We start from the raw sequence: 19,395 nt of genomic DNA, 5'->3' as shown, positions 1-19,395 counted from the left end.
TTAGTTTAATAAAACTAAATTATTATAACTATTAATAAAAAAAATATAAAAAAGGGTTGCAAAATATGTTGAGTTAGGGTTAAGATTAGTAATCGTAGCTCAGAGATAAAGTTACATATTCCTCGGTAGCTCAGCGGTAGAGCGGTCGGCTGTTAACCGATTGGTCGCAGGTTCGAATCCCGCCCGGGGAGTTTAAAAATTTTAGGTTCTTGACCTAGAGAATAGTTAGTAGTTCTATTTTTATACTAAAATCTTAAGTTCAAGATTCTAGAACTAATAAATTAATGTTTCAGTACGAACATACCAATAACTAGCCTCTATATTGGTCTGTTAACCAAAATGTTACTTTTCTCAATCATGGGTCTTTTGAAGCATGTCCATTGCAGGTATTGACAGCTCAGATGAGACTGCAGGAACAGTTGGAAACATAAGCAGTGCATTTTTTTGTCCGAGAGTTTCAAACTCTACTGGATGAAGGTAAAGAAAAGTTAGCAAAATTTGTAGGTACAAAGTCAGAGAAGTTAGTATTTGTTCCAAATGCAACCACTGGGATAAATGCAGTATTACGCTCACTCAACTTTTCCCCCACCGATGAGTTATTAACCACAGACCAAGAATACAACGCTTGTCGTAATGCCCTGAATTTTGTTAGCGATCGCACAGGTGTAAAAGTGATAGTCGCATCTCTACCTTTTCCAGTAGAGTCTCCGCAACAAATAATTGAAGCAGTTATCAAACATATTTCACCAAGAACAAAACTCGCATTGCTTGACCACATTAGTAGTCAAACACCATTTGTATTTCCCATTAAACAACTGGTAAAAGAATTAGCTAAACGAGGTGTGGATACATTAGTAGATAGATGGTGCTCATGCAGTGGGGATGATTCCACTTAATTTAGAGGAAATAGGGGCATCTTATTATACGGGAAATTGTCATAAAACGCTACAGTTACTTCACAAAAGCTGAAAGTTGAGCAAGAGAGTAAAAAAGCAATTTTATCTGAAATACAAGTATACAAATAATTATGTAATCTTCCCATCCCCAATATATTTATCAATCATCTGTTGAGTGCTGAAATGCTGATAGCTAGTTAACAATAGTTGACCTAAGTCGATCCATAACAATAGTTAGTGATCAATCTAAAAAAAATATCAATCACTAACTATTTCCTACTTACCTGATGAAACTAATTTTGAGTACTTTTCAACTGTTACTTACTCATCAACTTTCAAGTCCTTGCACAAAAAATGTTCACACCTAATTTCAGCATTTTCTATGCTTTGATGAATTTCTAATTCTGCTTCTGGAACTGCTTCAAATAAGAAACGTTCTCCTGGGAAAACAGTATGTTCCCAATATTCATTTTGAGGATTACTAATTCTAGCAATCTGTATCTTGTGAGTAGTATTCACATAGAAACAAAGAATTTTTTGAACTTGTTTTTTTGGTAGTCTATCTAGTGCTATAGTCACAGTTTTTCATTCCCTCTAAGTTTTTGTTGCCGATTAGCAACCCTACTGAACCTTGATATCTTTGAGTGCCAATACAATTATTATAAACTAATAGGGATCGCTTCAGCACATTTTTAATTACTTTTGTTGAAGAAAATTAATTAGGCTTAAATCGTCCACTATAAACCTATTATTTTACCAGTATAAATGCTCATATTTTAGTACTCCATACTGATAGAATTACTCAGTTTACTAAATAACGTCGATAAAACTGTATTGGAGAACAAAAAACCTTCAGGATCGGTTAACCTCAAATATCCTTCTACTGGAAATTTTTGGTTGTTTGAGAATAAGGTTACTATACCTTTTGGATTAATTAATTCTACCCACCCTAACTTTTGATAGGGTTGCAAATAGATTAATATTTGATCTACAGTTTGTTGACCAAAACGCTGAGATAATGTTGATAGATTTATCCCATCTGCCAAGCGAAATCCTAACATTAGTGTTTCTAACAAACACTCCTGATTAGCTTCTAAGCAGTTATTAGATGTATCAATACCCTGATGTTTAAAACTACGATCTTGAAGCGATAGCTTGTATTGCCTATCGACAGATTGCACCCATTGATAATATTCTTTGCGTGTAGGTGGTCGGGTAAATCTTTCCCCTGCTACATAACTTGCTGCACCCATACCAAAGCCATAATAAGGAAGATTTTCCCAGTAGACTCGATTATGACCACACTGATAATTTGGCTTGGCGTAATTAGATATCTCATAATGTTCATATCCTGAAATTGATATTAACTGCTGTGCCATTCGATACATTTGAGCAGCTGTTTCATCTGTAGGTAAAGGAGGATTACCAGGTTGATAATAACGTCCAAAAGCTGTTACAGCTTCTACTACGAGGTCGTAACTAGATATATGAGTTGGGGAAATAGCAATTCCTGCTTCTAAAGAAGTTTGCCATTGTTCTAGAGTTTGATGTGGCAGTCCCGAAATTAAATCTATGCTGAAATTAACAATTCCTGCTTGATGTAATATGTCTACTGCTTTGTAAATATCCGAGACATTGTGGGTTCTCCCACAAACGTTTAATAACTCATCTTGAAATGCTTGTACCCCTAAACTAACTCGATTTATCCCTAGGAATTTATATCCTCGTACCTGTTCTAAGTCAAAAGTTCCTGGGTCCATTTCTATAGAGATTTCAGCATTGGCCACAATTCTAAATTTTTGTTCTAGGGCGTCTAGAATCCGGTTCAATTGACTAACTGACAAAAGAGAGGGTGTACCACCGCCAAAGAAAATAGTTTCTAGGGGTCGGTCAAAAGATTTTGTAATGTTTATTTCCTCACAAATTACCTCCACATATTCTTGAATAGGAGAAAAATTATCACCTCTTTTATTATCGCCCACTACAGAAATCGGAAAATCACAGTAATAGCACCGCCGTCGGCAAAAAGGTATATGGACATAAGCCGAACTAGGGATATAGTAATTTCCGATTGGCCTTTTCATTACAAAATATATTCTTATATAAAACTATCTTAAACAATTATGAATTTAATTAAGAGTAGTAGTACAGTAAATTATCAAAAACTAATGCCGATCAATAGAAATATTATTTAAGTAAAAAGTAAAAAAAATAACTTTAAGATATAACCGTATGACTACTTCAAAGACGTAATATTAAAAATGTTGTCATTAAAACCAAAGTAAAAATAATCACATCATCTTTGCTACAAGATAGATTTTATACTTTAGTAGGAACTGTGAAAAGCAAAGTTCATTATGAATAGCTTCAAAATTTTTATGAGTTGAGGAAGCTGAGAACAAGAAAACTCTAAAGAATGGAACATTTACTTGAAGATATAATAGAAGCAACATTGAGCAGCCCAAAAATTATGGTTATCAGTCACTATTGCTGAGTACCTACTGGGAAAATCTCTATATCTATATCTATAAAACAAACTAAAAAAATGCTTGACGCAATCATTATCATTTCATTTGTACTCGCTGGAGCAGGAATAGGATTCTATAGCATAGAACTATTACCCCCCAATGTATTATTAGAAGTTACCAATATTGAAGGTTTACGTTCAGTATTAGCTGCTTTTACCTCCTTGATTGGCTTTGTATTGGGATTGGTATTTCAAACTACATATCGACGAGTGGAAGCAAAAGTCACCCAGATGCCAGTTGACTTATTATTAACTCGAGCAATAGGATTAGTCATTGGACTATTAGTGGCAAACTTAATGCTAGCGCCACTCTTTTTACTTCCTATTCCAGAGGAATTTAGCTTTATTAAGCCTCTTATAGCAGTTTTAGGCAGTGTCATGTTAGGCTTTACAGGAGTTAACGTTGCTGATACTCATGGTCGTGGTTTTTTACGGCTGATCAATCCTAACAGTCTAGATACAGTATTAGTAGCAGAAGGTACTCTTAAGCCTGCTACTACTAAAATTTTGGATACTAGCTGTATTATTGATGGTAGGATAGAAAATTTACTGGAAACAGGTTTTCTTGAGGGGCAAATTCTTGTACCACAGTTCGTTTTACAGGAACTACAACTTATAGCTGATGCTTCTAACGATCAAAAAAGAGTTAGAGGTAGAAGAGGGTTAGACATCTTAAATAGACTTAAAGCAGTTTACCCTTCTCAGATTCAAATTCATTTTGCAGACTATGAAGACATTTCTACAGTAGATGCTAAATTGATTCATTTTGCTCTGGAAATTAATGGTACTTTGTTAACTAATGACTACAATTTGTCTAAAGTTGCTAGTTTACAAAAAGTTCTCGTACTAAATATTAATGACTTGACTCAAGCAGTGCGACCAAGTTATCTACCTGGTGATACTATTGAAATCAAAATTCGTAAAGCAGGGAAAGAGCCATCCCAGGGTATAGGATATCTAGATGATGGCACAATGGTAGTTGTGGAATCAGGTAGTGAATATGTTGGAGATGAAATTAGAGTTATTGTTACCAGTTCGTTACAAACTTCTGCTGGTAGAATGATTTTTGCCCGGACTCAAGAGTCTGCCATAGCTTAATTTTGGTGATAGTTATAATCGCCTGAAAAATGTCTAATAAAATATGCTCAAAAAACAGCCCCAATTTTCTGTATTTCAGATAGTTGGGGTTAATTATAGCAGTTTTCATTAACATAGAATACAGATATTTTGGCTTCTGCCTTACCTTCAAGGTAATCTCCCTTCTAAACCGGATTTAGTATAATTACCAACATTTGAGAAGGAAAAAGATAATGAAAACTAGCTTTCAAGACAGCACAACTCAGACCTTAACTACTCCCCAAGACCAAAATGACCGCAATAAACAATTACCTGTTGAACGCCCCAAGAAGGGAAAAAAATGGGCGATCGCTCTGGTGGCAGCGGGACTCTTAGCTTTATCCACAGGCATCTATTTAGTCCGTAACCAGTCTCAGGGAAAGCAAGAAATCATTGAAACTTTGACTATACCCGTACAAGCTCAAAATATAGTTGTGAGAATTACAGCTAGCGGGGAAGTCCAACCAATACAACGAGTCAACCTTTCTCCCAAAAATCAAGGCCGTTTGGCAGAATTATATGTCGAACAGGGCGATCGCGTCCAAGCCGGCCAAGTTATTGCCCGGATGGAAAGTCGCGACTTAGAAGTTCAACTCCGTCAAGTTCAGGCAAGACTTGAAAGTGCAAAGGCAAATTTGGCAAAACAGGAAACTGGTAGTCGTCCAGAAGAAATTGCTGCTGCTAGAGCGCGTTTAAATCAAGTGGAAGCTCGTCTATCCCAATTGCAAGCTGGTAGTCGTCCAGAAGAAATTGCTGCTGCTAGAGCGCGTTTAAATCAAGTGGAAGCTCGTCTATCCCAATTGCAAGCTGGCAGTCGTCGCGAAGAAATTGCTGTTGCTAGAGCGCGTCTAGATAGAACTCAAGCTAATTTGTCTCAATTACGAGCTGGCAACCGTCGTGAAGAAATAGCTCAGGGGAAGGCACGTTTAGAACAGGCGATCGCTCGTTTGGATGATGCGACGACAGGAAGTCTGAAGGAGGAAATTGAACAAGCTAAGGCTAGAATAGAGGCGACAAAAGCAGAGTTGGAGTTAACGACGAAACGGCAAGTGCGATATCAAAATTTGGCAAGTGAGGGTGCTATTGCTCGTGATGCTTACGAAGAATATGTGAGAGATGACCGCCGAGTTAGAGCTAATTTACGGGAAGCTGAAAAACTTTTGGAACAGTTAACTCAAGCTAGAGGAGCAGAGATAGAGCGTTTAACTGCTGCTGTGGAACAGGAAAAGCAGGCTTTTCAATTGTTGGAAAATGGTACTCGTCCGGAGGAAATTGCTAGAGCAAGAGCTGAAGTTGCGGAAGCTCAAAGTCAGTTGGAGGAGTTGGAAAATGGTACTCGTCCGGAGGAAATTGCTAGAGCAAGAGCTGAAGTTGCGGAAGCTCAAAGTCAGTTGGAGGAGTTGGAAAATGGTACTCGTCCGGAGGAAATTGCTAGAGCTAAAGCTGAAGTTGCAGAAGCTCGCAGTCAGTTGGAGGAGTTGGAAAATGGTACTCGTCCGGAGGAAATTGCTAGAGCAAGAGCTGAAGTTGCTGAAATGGAAGCTCAAGTCCGCTATCAGGAAATTCTGTTGGAAGATACTCAGGTTCGCGCTCCTTTTTCTGGAATTATTACTCAAAGATATGCAACGAAAGGGGCGTTTGTGACACCTGCGACTTCTGCTTCTAATGCGACTTCTGCTTCTTCGACTTCTATTGTTGCTTTAGCTAGAGGTTTAGAGGTTTTGGCAAAAGTTCCAGAAGCAGATATAGGTCAAATTAAATCTGGTCAAAGTGTGGAAATTGTGGCTGATGCTTATCCAGACCAAGTTTTTAAAGGTAAGGTGAAATTAATTGCTCCAGAAGCAATAGTAGAAAGAGATGTCACATTATTTGAAGTGCGAGTTGCTCTGGAAACTGGCAAAGAAAAATTACAGTCAGGAATGAATGTTGATTTACAATTTTTAGGCGATCGCTTGGAGAATGCTTTAGTTGTACCGACAGTAGCGATCGTTACTAATAAAGGAGAGACTGGGGTATTAATTCCTGATGAGAAAAATCAACCAAAGTTTCAGTCTGTTACTCTTGGTTTTAGTGTTGGTAATCAAATACAGATTTTGCAAGGAATAAAAGCTGGGGAAAGAGTTTTTATCGAACTACCAGAAGGTAAAAAGTTAGAAGATATTTTTGGTAATAGGTAATATAGCAGAAGGAAGAAGGAAGAAGGAAAAATCCTGTGTTGCATGAGTTTTAAGCTTTTGATATGTCCGCGCCCTTTCCTTCGACTGCTCCGCTTTATTATTACTATTGTTGGGGGTATTGCCGGTATGTATAAACACAACACCAATGTGTTTGTTGCCGGAGACTTATTTTGGTATCCCAAACACAGACAACCTTGGGTAAAACAAGCTCCTGATGTGATGGTAGTTTTCGGTCGTCCTCAAGGAGATAGACGTTCCTATAAACAGTGGGAAGAAGAGAATATTCCTCCCCAAGTAGTATTTGAAATTGCTTCTCCTAGCAACAGTATTACTGAATTGACTAACTCCTGACTCCTTCCTCGTTATTTATTTTATAACTATTCAACCGGACATGATATAAGTCCTAGTTACTTTACCCTTTACCAATTTCCTAATTATGAACATCTTAGAAAGCATAAAAATGGCAACTACAACGCTGCTAACTAATAAAGTTCGCAGTAGCTTAACCATGTTAGGTATTATCATCGGTAATGCTTCCGTTATTGCCATGATTGGAATTGGCGAAGGAGCGCAAAAATTTGTTAACAATCAGATTACTTCTCTCGGACCAAATGTTCTATTTATTGTGCCAGGAAGTCCTGAAGCTCAAAGACAACCTGTTCTTCGGCCACAAACATTAGTATTGGCAGATGCAGAGGCGATCGCTTCTCAAGTTCCAACTGTTAAGGAGGTTGCTCCTATTCTTAATGCTAACGAATTAGTTAGCTACCGAAATAAAAATGCATCATCCAGCTTAACTGGTACAACTCCAGAATTCTTAACTGTCAGAAATTTTGATGTCGCCAAAGGTAGATTTTTGACAAATTTAGATTTACAACGACAAGAAAATATAGTAGCTTTGGGTTCAGAATTAGCAGAACAATTATTTGGTAATGAAGATCCAATTGGTAAACGAGTACGCATTAAAAATACTAGCTTACAAGTCATTGGAGTAATGGCATCTAAAGGAACTAATCTCGGCAACAATGAAGATATGAGCGCTTTTATTCCTATTACTACTATGGCAAATAGAATTGTTGGCAGGTCTTCTCCTTATGGCACTCAAGTAAGTTTAATTTCTGTATCGGTAAAGGATGAAGATAGTATGAAAGCTGCCCAGTTTCAGATAGAAAATCTGTTACGACTGCGACATAAAATTATTTATGAGGATGATTTTACTGTCAGAAGTCAGCAAGATTTATTGCAAACTTTAGGAGGTATTACGGCAGCTTTGACTTTATTATTGGCAGCTACGGCGGCGGTTTCTTTAGTGGTAGGTGGCATTGGTATTATGAATATTATGTTAGTTTCGGTGACGGAAAGAACTAGAGAAATAGGGTTAAGAAAAGCTATTGGTGCTTCTCAGAAAGATATTTTAGTTCAGTTTATAATTGAGTCGGTGATTTTGTCTATTGTGGGTGGATTAATTGGTACTGGAATTGGTGTGAGTGGAGTGTTAATTTTAAGTATTTTAACTCCTTTAGAAACAGGTATTCCTGTAACAGCGATCGCTATTGCTTTTGGTGTTTCTGGTGCTATTGGTTTGTTTTTTGGAGTTGTTCCTGCAAAACAAGCGGCTAAATTAGATCCTATTGTGGCTTTGAGAAGCATTTAGGTAATTAATAATTAATAATGAATAATTATATTATGTCTGGTTGATTACTTATAAACAAAATGATGGAGGAGTCAACCCACCCCTCGCCCCTCCCCCTCCCAGGAGGGGAAGTCAGGAGGACCGAGTCAGGAGGGAAGAAAGAAGCAAGAAATAAGAGGAGGAAAAGGAGGAAGTTTTTTTGGTCATGTAAGCGGAACGGAGTTCTATAGTTAATTATCCGGACATGATATTACTATACAAGTAAGCATTCAGCTATCAGCTATCAGCATTTGAAAGAAAGAATTAAGCAATGGCCAAGGTTAGCTGAAAGTACTATTTCATTTCCTGTGGAATGCTGCGCAAACATAATTTTTCATTCTCCTTGAATACTAATTCCTTCTTCCAAGATAATTAATAACTCATAGCTGATAGCTGATAGCTGACTGCTGAATGCTTACCTATACAAAGCAAATGTGCTGAAAATAACTCGTTGTTAAAAATTACCGAAAAATTCGGTCTAAAGCCTTCCCTTAAAAGAGGATAAAAAAAGATAATATTCCTTATGTTAAACCTCTTTATTGCAGAGGTACTGATAACTGATAACTGATAACTGAAATTACTATGCAATACAAATATTCTGAAAATAATTCGTTAATTCTCCCAGAGAATAAAACCAAAAAACCAGTCATTGTCGGATTAGAAAATATCGCCAAAATTTATGTGATGGGTGATGTAGAAGTTCGTGCTTTAAATGGTGTTAGTTTAACTATTGAAGAAGGAGAATATTGTTCTATTATGGGAGCATCGGGTTCTGGTAAATCTACCTGTATGAATATTATTGGTTGTCTTGATCGCCCTACATCTGGTAATTATTATCTCGATGGTTTAGATATAGCTAATACTTTAGAAAAAGACTTAGCTAAAATTCGCAATCTCAAAATTGGATTTGTCTTCCAACAATTTCATTTATTACCACAAATAACAGCTCTCGATAACGTTATTTTACCCATGCTTTATGCCGAAATTTCTAGTAAGGAAAGAAAAGAAAGAGCAGCAGAAGCTTTAAAACGAGTGGGACTAGAAAATCGGATGAATAATAAACCCAATCAACTATCAGGAGGACAACAACAAAGAGTAGCGATCGCTCGTGCAATTGTTAATCGTCCAGTATTATTATTAGCAGATGAACCGACGGGTGCTTTAGATACTAAAACTACTCAAGAAGTGTTAGATATTTTCACAGAATTAAATGCTAGTGGAATTACGGTAGTAATGGTGACTCACGAACCAGAAGTGGCAAAACAAACTAAGCGTGTTGTTTGGTTTAGTGATGGTAAAGTTGTTAATTCAAATTTGAATCCTAAAGATTTGCATACTTCTAGTTATTTTTAAAGGAGTCAGGAGTCAGGAGTCATTTCATGTCCAGTTGAATACTTATTATTAAGATAGTAGGGGAGCGGGGGAGTAGGGGGGTAGGGGAGTAGGGGAGTAGGGAAAATAGAAAGATTTACTGTTGAAGCACTGATGATAAGTTTTTTCATCACGCTCTTATCCGGACATGATACCAGGAGGGAAGAAAGAAGCAAGAAGAAAGAGGAGAAAGTTTTTTTTATCGCTAATTATTCGGACATAGTTTTATATCTTAAAATTCAGCCACAGAAGAATACTATTTTATAAATCCTCAGCTTTTTAGCAACTAATATTTCTATAAAATAATCAAAATTATCTATTTTTTCTATGCACCAAACATTTATTGACTTAGACGAATTAATTCTACTTTGTAGAGATAAATCATCTCAAAAGTTTATCCAAGAAGCTGTAGCTTGTTATCGAGCTGGAGCATTTCGTTCTTGTATAGTATCTACCTGGAATGCAGTAGTATTTGATTTTCTCCATAAGTTGAGGGAATTAGAACTTTTTGGAGATAAAAAAGCTCCCTTATTATTGCAAGAATTTGAGAAATTACGTTCAGCGGAAAATTTCAAAGACCTTTGGCAATTTGAGTCAAATATTCCAGAAAAAGCACATGAAGAATTTGAATTAATTTCACCTGTAGAAAAGTTAGATATTGAAAGGTTATTTAAGGATAGAAGTCGGTGTGCTCACCCTTCAATGACATCTTTGGAAGAGCCTTTTGAAGCTACAGCAGAATTAGCTCGCTATCATTTACGAAGTGCAATAACTCATCTTTTACAACGTCCACCTGTTCAAGGTCGTGCTGCTAAGGAAAGGATTTTTCAAGATATTAAATCTGAATATTTTCCTGTTGACTCGGAAGAAGCTATTAAGTATTTTCAAGCAAGTCCATTAGCTCGTGCAAGATTTAATTTAATTCAAGATGTTGTTATTGGTTTAACTACAAGTCTGTTAATAGAAAATTTCCCAGAATTAGAAAGAGAACGACAATTTTCGGCTTTAACTGCTGTGTCAAAAATGTATGTTCAAGAAACAGGAAAAATATTAAATGATAAGTTGTCTGGAATTATTATTAATAAAGTAGATGATGATAACTGGGATAAAGTAATCATTTACTTGGCAAAAATTACGGTTTGGGAAAGTTTAAGCGAACCATGTCAATTAAAAGCTCAAAATTTTGTTAAAAAGCTGGAAGTGTATGGGGGAAATAATTCTTTTTTAAGTGGTGTAGATAGACTTTCACCAAATCTCAAAATTCTAATTAAAGCAGCTCATATAGATTTTTTAAGAGACTATGTAATTAAGAAGTTTGATAAAATTCCTGTAAAAGATATCTTGTCATTACATGATATTTGTGGAGATAATTTGTTCCAAACAAAAATAATTTTACCTAGTCTGATAAAATCAGCTCCGGAAGCAAGTTTAAATGAACTATTTTTAATAAGAATAAAGACTCCATGAGTATTTGATGAAACTATTTTATCTTGTATCAAGGAAAAAGCTAAATTTTCATCTTTGAATGATTTAGCTGATATTATGTCAAATTATGATTATGAATTGTGGCAAGATTTGATTCGGGATTTACTAGAAGAGAAAATTATCAATGCTGATTTTGATGAATTACTTTCAGCCAAGTCAAAATATAAATCATCAGGAAAGTCAAAACCTGAAATTATTGAACTGTTTGATAATTGTATTAATGAAAAAATCCTAGAAGTTGATTTTGACGTTCTACTTAAATCATCAACATATTGGTGTGAGATTGAGGCAGAAAAATTAATACTTTATTTGAAAAATCCTCTGCCAGAAAGAGTTGATTTTATAGAACTACTTCTAGCTAAATCAAAATATAAATTATCAGGAAAATCAAAGCCTGAAATTGTTGAACTGCTTGATAGTCGTATGAATGAAATATTAGTAGAAGTACCCTTTAATGATTTACTTGAATATTCAAAATACTGGGGTGAGATTAGTAAGGAAATATTTATACCTTATTTGAAAGATAATCTGCCAAAAAGAGTTGATTTAGATCAATTAGTTAGGGCAAAATTAAAATATCAATATAACTCATCAAGAAACTCAGCACCAGAAATTATTGAAGTCTTTGATAATTGTATTGCCGATAAAATCGAAGAAATGCCTTTTAGTAATTTACTAGAATTCCTAGTATGCGGTCGAGAAATAATTTATGAAATAGATGCGCCAATAATTCCTGAAAAATTAGTTATACCTGAAAAATTACTTATACCTATTTTGAAAAATAATGTTTCAGCAATAATTACTCATTTTACAGAATCTTCTAATTTTGCTGATGCTAATAAACGTTCAGAACTTCTAATAATGATTGCTGAAGAACTAAAAGAGCATCAATGGAAGTTTATTTTAACAGCATTTTTTGATAATAATCAAATCTACAATGCACGGGGCTGTCTAGCAGATTTTCGCAAATTATTTGAGAAATCTTTAGAGCTAAATAATAATTCTGTACAACCTTACTGGTTGCCTTTTCGAGAGAAACTAAATCAATTGAATGGATATCAAAAGGAAATAATATTTATAAATAATTTCAAGCTACTAATTGATGATTACTTAACTCCCGAACAAAAAAATCAACTGAATAATTAATTGTAATTAAATTTAGGCATAAACTCTACCTGTACGCTCAGTTGCAACTGAGCTAACACCACGGTAATAATTAAAAGAGTATGCCAACAAATATCACTATTAACGTAAGCATTTCCTGCGGACTGCTGCGCAAACAGCTATTAGCAGTCAGCTATTCCTACGGAATGCTACGCAAACAGCAATTAATAATTAATAATTACTTCTCAGGTTGAGTCCGGAGACTTTGACAGTAACTTTTTATTGAAACTCAATTTCAAAGGTTGCTTTTACCTTTCCCAACATTAATTAATAGCTGATAGCGGCCTTGTTGCACGAAAGCAGCATTCTTAACATCTATTGCGCAGCTATATCGCTCTGTTTCGTCATTATTGATGTTCTACCGATCTATTGTCCAATAGTTATTGCTCTGCACTGCCAAGCGATCGCTCTGTTTCGTCATTATTGATGTTCTATTGATCTATTGTCCAATAGTTATTGCTCTGCACACAAAGCGATCGCTCTATGAAAGCGATTATTGATGTTCTATTGATCTATTGTCCAATAGTTATTGCTCTGCACACAAAGCGATCGCTCTATGAAAGCGATTATTGATGTTCTATTGATCTATTGTCCAATAGTTATTGCTCTGCTGATTAAAACTCAAAGCCTTTACAGGTAAAAGTTTCAGCCTTTTTCTGTTAAAACATTGATGTTCTATTGATCTATTGTCCAATAGTTACAGCAGTTTCCGCACATTATGAAGTACATATGCGGAGCAAGTGCGACAGCTATATACTTTCATGCAACAAAGCCGCTGAATGCTGATTAAAATCTCCCACTTTTTAACCGCACCCGCTCACCATAATTTAACAACATTTCCAAAGCAGCTAAACGATTTTGCCAAGTCTGAACTTGATAAGCATTTTCTCTCGAATGAACACTCATAGAACCCCTAAACTGTAACTGAAATCTTCTCAAACTATTTCTAGCTTTATTCAAATTACTATTATCGGGATTTTCAGCCAATTGATTCAAAACTGTTGCCAATTCCTCAGCGTTAAACCGCCAACTTTCAAGGTCAGACTGCCTCATAGAAAGTTGCTGATTTGCTAACAAAAAACTCCATTCTTTTTTCAAAGCTTGAAAACGATCTGCTGCTGCTGCAAACGGTTGTCGATAAGGAATAATACCCCCCACAACATGAGAAGGGTTCGCAAAACTATTTAACGAAGCTCTGTTATTATTCCCAGTTTCCGGACCTCCCTGAGTACGAGTCAAAAATCCATGTAACCCCCCAGTAATTCTTTCCGCAGCAAAAATAATGTAACCCCCTGTAGGCAAATCCCTCGCCGCCTGAATTTGGTCAACTGCTACAATTTCAGGAATATTCAAAAGCTTAACTGCAGGCGTTATCAAAGTACTACCTAATACTCGCGTACTTGTCAGCGGTTGTGTAATTTGCTGGAAACGATTCGTATCCAACGCATAAGTCATCGGAGTCAACAAATCAATATCACCCCTGAGAACCCAAGTCTCCCAATCTTGCTGAATTTTATCAAAGCGCTCGTGACGTGGAAAAGGAAACACCGCCGCCGACAAAATCATCCTTGGATACTTCTGTTTGAGAAATCTCGAAGTATCCGCCACAAAACTATTAACTTGATTAATTTTAAACTCAGTCCACTTCCACATATTTTGGCGATCGCGTGAAGAAATCTTCATCGGGTCTATACCATGCAACTGCTGAAACTGTTGACGAGATGTCGTGCTGTAACCATAAGAAAAATTTCGACCAGGATTTTGAAAAGGATAGCGAATATAGTCAAGTTGAATCCCATCAACCTCATAGCGACTAGCAATTTCATCTATTATCTTCAGCAGATATTGCCGAACATAAGGATTAGCAGGGTCCATATAAACCTTGCCATCAGAAGGGTGTCTTTTCCGACCCCTTTTATCAGTCATCACCCAATCAGGATGAGCCGAAATCACCGGGCCCAAATAACTATCTGGCTGACCGAGAGCGCGGTTATGAGCCTTATTTCCCGTCGCAAACGTCCATATCCAAGCGTGTATCTCCATATTCCGCTCGCGAGCCAATTTAACAGCAGACTCAAGTGGGTCCCAGGAAATTGTCAAAGGATTCTGTCTGGGAGCAACATTACTGGGATAAATTGTGTAACCAGCATTCAGAGTTTCAAAGAAAACAGTATTAATACCAGCAGCAGCAAGTCGGTCAAATACCATTGCCAAACCACGTTCGGAGCGGGCCCGAACAATAGTACCCCTATCTAACCATACAGCTCTAATCTCAGCTCCTGCTCTTTCTCCATCAGTAGGATAATTCTGCCACAACAATTGTCTTGTTTGCAGCCATTGATTTCTAGCAGTAGCATATTGTTTGGATGCCACCTGTTGGGGGAATCTTTGAATTACCAACCGTGCTCGTTCGACTATTTGTTGAGCATCACTTATTTCTCGATTTCTTTGAGCAACAAATGTACTACGATCGCTATTGGTAGCTACCAAACTACCTTTATCTGCTGACAAATTAACTTCTACATTTGCCGACTTAGCTGCAACCAAAGCACTTTCAAATCTACCCAAGAGATTATTTAACTCTTGCAACATTGCATGAGCTTCTGCTCTGCTAATTGGATAGTTTCCTTGTCTTACTTCCAAACCCGCAGGTGCTGATTCTGATGAAGGGTCTGTTTGCGAGTTTGGTACTTGTCCCTCTGGTGGGGGCAAAGGTCGGAGTATGGCAGCTAGGGGGTTACGGCGAGGGGATGGTGTAGTTGTTTGTTGTCTGGATCTGTTCCAAATATTGCCTCTATTATTATTTGTGGTTTCTGAAGTAGGGTTATCGGTTTCCTTGGTACTGATATTTTCAGTTGTCCGATTTTGTTGTCTGAATCTATTCCAAATACTATCTCTATTATTTTTTGTTGTTTCTGAGCTAGAGTTTTCCAGTGAATTAACAACGTTTTCCTTGGTACTGATATTTTCAGCTTGCTGGTTTTGTCGGTCTATCTGTTCTCGAAATCTGTCCCAAACATTATTACTCTTGGGAACTGTATTTGTCTGTGAGGTTAAATTATTATTTTGACTACCTAATGTTTCTGGTGCTTGGTTTGATTGTGGTGATTTTTGTTCGGTCGTTGTCTGTTGTTGCTGACTTCTTAGCCAAATATTATCTTGCTCCGTAGTCGAGTTTTGAGTTGTCGTAGGAGGTTGATTTATACTTGAATTTACTGGTGCAGTTTTAGGTTGAACTCTTACTTGATTTGTATTTTCAGTGGAGTTTTGAGTTGTAGTAGAAGGTTGATTTGTATTTGAATTTACTGGTGCAGTTCTAGGTTGAACTCTTACTTGATTCGTATTTTCAGTCGAATTTTGAGTTGTGGTAGGAGGTTGATTTGAATTTACTGGTGCAGTTCTAGGTTGAACCTTAACTTGATTTGTCTTTTCAGTCGAGTTTTGAGTTGTCGTAGAAGGTTGATTTTTGTTCGTATTTACTGGTGCAGTTCTAGGTTGAACTCTAACTGGATTTGTCTTTTCAGTCGTTGTTGGTGCAGAGGAAATACGGGGTCTAATTTTAACCGGGTTAGTGCTAGGAGTAATGGGAGCAGTCGGTCTACTATTCGCTGTAGGTAATGGATTATTATTTCTCGCTGTAAATTGTGGCTGACTCTGATAGCGATTTAACACAGCTTGCAACCAAGCACTATCTAACCTTACAGACGTACTACTACCCCAGTTCCAACCGAAGTAAGTTGCTTGAGGAGTAATTACTACCGCTGAAGAACCTGAACTTCCTTTCCAAGTAGCTGCAGTTGTACTGCTTAACCCTGCCGGAATTAATACTCCACCCTCAACAGTATCTTGGTCATTTCCCATCGGTGTCCAACTGGTAGATTTTTTGCAGGCAACATCTAAACAACGATATTTTGCTTCCGGTGTTGTGGGTTGACTCAGAGGAAAGGCCCAGTAAGACCCAAGGAGCGATCGCAATTCTTGCCTTACTCCTGGTTTAGATTTTCTCCCTACCTGGCCACTAGCTATTAATTTCCCTCCCTCTTTTACCCACTCTTCTATAATGTCTACTTGAGTTTGAGTTAAGGTTTCAATGTTTGCTAAAAAGATAACTCTCACCCCAGATAGGTCAGCTACTGTATTAATTTGTCTTAAATAAATTGGTTCATAACTGATACCTAGATTGCGTATTCGTGTAATGATGTTATTCCATTCATCTGTATTTCCATCATCTCGAATTATTCCTAATAAAGTATTAGCTTTACTTGGGGTTGGTAACAGTACAATTAAACTTAGTAAGGCACTTGTTAGGTGGGGAAAAATTTGTTTATATATAGGCTTTTTTTTACTCATTAATCCTCTTAATTTAATTCAAGTAAATATTCAAATAAAATTTATTAACAATTGCTTTCATTAAAAGTTTTTAATTTCATGAGTTATTCGTATTAGATGATTGTTTTTGACACAATGGTTAATACTTTCATCTCTACACTATGAATTAATTGCAATTCTCTACTTTTCTTAAATTCATAAATTTTATATTTATAAATATTAGGCATTTTGATTTCATCTTAAAAATTAATTTATTTAGCAGATTTTAGCCCAGTTTAATCTGTTATCATTAGCTCAAAATATGGTTTAAATAATCAGTATGAAATTAACATATTCAAGATTTTATGTCAAGTTAAAATATTTTTATACTTTTATACACAGAATATAAATAATATAATTTGATAATTGGGTAATAAATAGCTATGTAAAGATGATTTGTAAGCATTCAGACATCAGCTATTGCTTTTAGTTTTACAACAGATTCTACTATAATGAGGTACACTCGTCCCTGGGAACATTCAATTATTAATCTCTGTACCTCATAACTTCGGAAACTGCTGTATATAATGGGACTTACTAATTGAGTCAGAATTTACACTTGCTATCAAAGCTGGCTTTATAGTCTATATCTATTAAAACCTTCTTATGAGAGCTGACAGCTGACAGCGAACTAGCTGTTTGCGCAGCATTCCGTAGGAAATGCTTACGATGATTTTTAGAGGCACTGCTCAAGCACACAAGTATATTTTTTTCCCTACTGCCTACGGACTTTGCATCCAACATTCCGACTCCTTGCTGACAAAAATTAAATTAATTTTGCACAAGTATTTAAATACTTACTAGAATGTTAAAATTGTCTCATTACAGATTAAAATTAAGTAGTGTTTATTTATTCTTTATGAATAAATACAACTAAATTTCAGGAAAAAATTATCTTCAAGTTTCATACCTGATGGCTGTTGGCGCAGCATTCCGCAGGAAATGCTTACAAGTAAACTCCTACATAGTTAAAACTACTATTGATAATTAATAGATAATTACTATGGGTATTTTTAGTATCGATAGGTACAAAAAAAATATATATAAATCTAAATAGCTTTACTGATATAAGTTTTAGCTAGTTTGTAAAATAAAAATTAAAGATTATTGCTAATAATTTTGTAAGCATTCAGCCGTCAGCGCTTCAGCTATAAGTTATTAAATGATTCACACACTCAGGAGGAATTAGTCTCCAAGGACAATTAAGACTTATGAATAACCAGAAAATATTTCTACTCCCAAACCAACATCAACACCTACCCCTCCACCACAACCCAAAATTCCCATTCAGACATTTACCAACGTCACAGTTAACAGTAGATCCCACATTCCGCACGACAAAATGTAGTACACAAAGAGGGGAAAACTTGAGTAAGTATTTAGACTTAATCATAAATAGTAGGAGGCGATGTAGCTGCGGCACTTGCTCCCTCCGCCAACGCAAATCAAGAGGTTAATGATCAATCCCTACCCTAATTTTTTCTGGAATGATGTTGGCTAAAAAGCTGATTGTCAGGGGTTTTAACTTGCTTGTTATTCCTGCTGTACTCCATGAATGCTTTTGAGAATGACATCAGTTGCCGGAACTCATCAGTAGACATCTCCAAAAATTGCCAAAGTCCTTCTATCACCCTTAGCGATCGCATTTTAATAATTGCCAAGTGCTTAATTTTACACTGCTATTCAATTGTTGATGATTTTTGCCCTCTACCTGTTTTCATCTCAAGTTTATCCACTGAGTAGATAGTATAGCGCTGTGCGCAGGCAACAGGCAACAGCTCCCGAAGGCAACAGGGGGAATAAAAGGCTGATCATATAAGACTTTTAGCTATTGGACATCTCCTGTAATTTGTAAATATGCCAGCGCACATTGCTATATCTTTGACAACTTGGAGGAAAAAACTTCAATAACTCTAAACGCTCATAAGTGAGATTAGATATGCTCTTAACTCCAGAATTAATCAATAAATGAATTGACTGAAAACATTGAAATATCCAGGGTAAAGTTGGTCTATTAGTAGGGCGACCTAATTGATTTTTAACAGTAGATTTAGTCCGGCTTAAAGTTTGACGTAGTTGAAGTTGACCTCAAGTATAGACCAACAAACATCAACCCATAATTAACCCCAAAGCTTCGATTCTATGGGGTGATTTAAGGAAGACACTATCAGTTAAAAACAGGGGGTATGGCCCAGAAACCTAAAACCTCTTTCTACAGACTGTTGCCCCTTGTATTTAGATCACATTTCTTCTTTCGTTAATTCCATCCTCTCCAGGACATTTGTCGCCCAAATAAATCGACCTGCTCGTTTTTTTTCTAGTTCTATTTTTGACTCTCTTAAGCTCACTTTAACTTGGAGTTGATCAGAAAAATCTGATTCAGATTTCGACTGTACTTCTTGAACATTAATTTGTTTCACTTCGTGAGCTAAAAACTTTTTTAACAGCTTTCTTGTTGCTGTTTCTGCATCTGGTTGACAAGCAAATTTTTCAGATTTTAAAGTGCGCAGTTTTTTGTCAACTTCAACTGGTTCTTTCTGGATTTTTTTCTCCATGAACTACCCCGCCGTGTAGACGGACGGGGTTTCTAAGTCCCCGTCAACAAAGTCCGCACTTTGA

12 protein-coding genes and 1 tRNA gene are annotated in these 19,395 nt (G+C 36.4%); 9 read left to right on the top strand and 4 right to left on the bottom strand.

The features are described 5' to 3' along the window. Nucleotides 1-119: 119 nt before the first annotated feature. Together D5R40_RS08185 and D5R40_RS08180 are read left to right on the top strand one after the other, a co-directional pair. Nucleotides 120-191: transfer RNA gene (locus D5R40_RS08185), tRNA-Asn, on the top strand. 243 nt (nucleotides 192-434) lie between these two features. After that, nucleotides 435-896 carry an aminotransferase class V-fold PLP-dependent enzyme gene (locus D5R40_RS08180; protein WP_240038923.1) on the top strand — a complete coding sequence of 154 codons (462 nt, stop codon included), beginning with the start codon at nucleotides 435-437 and terminating at the stop codon, nucleotides 894-896. Nucleotides 897-1,217: 321 nt separating this feature from the next. Here the strand turns inward: D5R40_RS08180 and D5R40_RS08175 are convergent, their stop codons facing one another. After that, a complete protein-coding gene (locus D5R40_RS08175) occupies nucleotides 1,218-1,475 on the bottom strand; it encodes a DUF1830 domain-containing protein (RefSeq protein WP_124144689.1) in 258 nt (85 codons plus the stop codon). A 197-nt stretch (nucleotides 1,476-1,672) separates the two neighbouring features. After that, complete coding sequence (gene hemW / locus D5R40_RS08170) at nucleotides 1,673-2,980, bottom strand: radical SAM family heme chaperone HemW (RefSeq protein ID WP_124144690.1); 1,308 nt, start codon at nucleotides 2,978-2,980, stop codon at nucleotides 1,673-1,675. 461 nt (nucleotides 2,981-3,441) lie between these two features. Between hemW and D5R40_RS08165 the strand changes: the two genes are divergently transcribed. The 7 genes from D5R40_RS08165 (at nucleotide 3,442) to D5R40_RS08135 (ending at nucleotide 12,390) form a co-directional block, all read left to right on the top strand. After that, nucleotides 3,442-4,521, top strand: a complete 1,080-nt coding sequence (locus D5R40_RS08165; RefSeq protein ID WP_124144691.1) for a PIN/TRAM domain-containing protein — start codon at nucleotides 3,442-3,444, stop codon at nucleotides 4,519-4,521. Between the two features lie 212 nt (nucleotides 4,522-4,733). Continuing rightward, nucleotides 4,734-6,716, top strand: a complete 1,983-nt coding sequence (locus D5R40_RS08160) for an efflux RND transporter periplasmic adaptor subunit (RefSeq protein ID WP_124144692.1) — start codon at nucleotides 4,734-4,736, stop codon at nucleotides 6,714-6,716. Between the two features lie 126 nt (nucleotides 6,717-6,842). Next, nucleotides 6,843-7,067 (top strand): Uma2 family endonuclease, encoded by a 225-nt coding sequence (locus D5R40_RS08155; RefSeq protein ID WP_240038924.1) that lies wholly within the window; start codon nucleotides 6,843-6,845, stop codon nucleotides 7,065-7,067. A gap of 85 nt (nucleotides 7,068-7,152) precedes the next feature. After that, a complete protein-coding gene (locus D5R40_RS08150; RefSeq protein WP_124144694.1) occupies nucleotides 7,153-8,370 on the top strand; it encodes an ABC transporter permease in 1,218 nt (405 codons plus the stop codon). 600 nt (nucleotides 8,371-8,970) lie between these two features. Next, the gene (locus D5R40_RS08145; protein WP_124144695.1) at nucleotides 8,971-9,741 is read left to right on the top strand and encodes an ABC transporter ATP-binding protein; all 771 of its coding nucleotides are present in this window, start codon (nucleotides 8,971-8,973) and stop codon (nucleotides 9,739-9,741) included. 345 nt (nucleotides 9,742-10,086) lie between these two features. Then, nucleotides 10,087-11,226, top strand: coding sequence for a hypothetical protein (locus D5R40_RS08140; RefSeq protein ID WP_192901109.1), 1,140 nt, complete (start codon nucleotides 10,087-10,089; stop codon nucleotides 11,224-11,226). A 75-nt stretch (nucleotides 11,227-11,301) separates the two neighbouring features. Continuing rightward, entirely contained in the window at nucleotides 11,302-12,390 is a 1,089-nt protein-coding gene (locus tag D5R40_RS08135; RefSeq protein WP_124144696.1) for a hypothetical protein, read from the top strand. Between the two features lie 804 nt (nucleotides 12,391-13,194). On the opposite strand, the gene D5R40_RS08130 is transcribed toward D5R40_RS08135, so the two are convergent. Together D5R40_RS08130 and D5R40_RS08125 are read right to left on the bottom strand one after the other, a co-directional pair. After that, entirely contained in the window at nucleotides 13,195-16,758 is a 3,564-nt protein-coding gene (locus D5R40_RS08130; protein ID WP_240041563.1) for a family 10 glycosylhydrolase, read from the bottom strand. Nucleotides 16,759-19,016: 2,258 nt separating this feature from the next. Further along, on the bottom strand, nucleotides 19,017-19,331 hold the full coding sequence (locus D5R40_RS08125) for a hypothetical protein (protein ID WP_124154479.1): 315 nt from the start codon (nucleotides 19,329-19,331) through the stop codon (nucleotides 19,017-19,019). Between the last annotated feature and the right edge of the window lie 64 nt (nucleotides 19,332-19,395).

The organism is Okeania hirsuta (assembly GCF_003838195.1).
Lineage (GTDB): Bacteria > Cyanobacteriota > Cyanobacteriia > Cyanobacteriales > Microcoleaceae > Okeania > Okeania hirsuta.
Note: the sequence above shows the minus strand (reverse complement) of the source record. Positions and strands in the feature narration are given on the sequence as shown.

Excerpts from the sequence above, each read along its gene's own strand:
- hemW (WP_124144690.1), bottom strand. The coding sequence starts at position 2,980 with ATGAAAAGGCCAATCGGAAATTACTATATCCCTAGTTCGGCTTATGTC.
- D5R40_RS08165 (WP_124144691.1), top strand. The coding sequence starts at position 3,442 with ATGCTTGACGCAATCATTATCATTTCATTTGTACTCGCTGGAGCAGGA.
- D5R40_RS08160 (WP_124144692.1), top strand. The coding sequence starts at position 4,734 with ATGAAAACTAGCTTTCAAGACAGCACAACTCAGACCTTAACTACTCCC.
- D5R40_RS08155 (WP_240038924.1), top strand. The coding sequence starts at position 6,843 with ATGTATAAACACAACACCAATGTGTTTGTTGCCGGAGACTTATTTTGG.
- D5R40_RS08150 (WP_124144694.1), top strand. The coding sequence starts at position 7,153 with ATGAACATCTTAGAAAGCATAAAAATGGCAACTACAACGCTGCTAACT.
- D5R40_RS08145 (WP_124144695.1), top strand. The coding sequence starts at position 8,971 with ATGCAATACAAATATTCTGAAAATAATTCGTTAATTCTCCCAGAGAAT.
- D5R40_RS08140 (WP_192901109.1), top strand. The coding sequence starts at position 10,087 with ATGCACCAAACATTTATTGACTTAGACGAATTAATTCTACTTTGTAGA.
- D5R40_RS08135 (WP_124144696.1), top strand. The coding sequence starts at position 11,302 with ATGTCAAATTATGATTATGAATTGTGGCAAGATTTGATTCGGGATTTA.
- D5R40_RS08130 (WP_240041563.1), bottom strand. The coding sequence starts at position 16,758 with ATGAGTAAAAAAAAGCCTATATATAAACAAATTTTTCCCCACCTAACA.
- D5R40_RS08125 (WP_124154479.1), bottom strand. The coding sequence starts at position 19,331 with ATGGAGAAAAAAATCCAGAAAGAACCAGTTGAAGTTGACAAAAAACTG.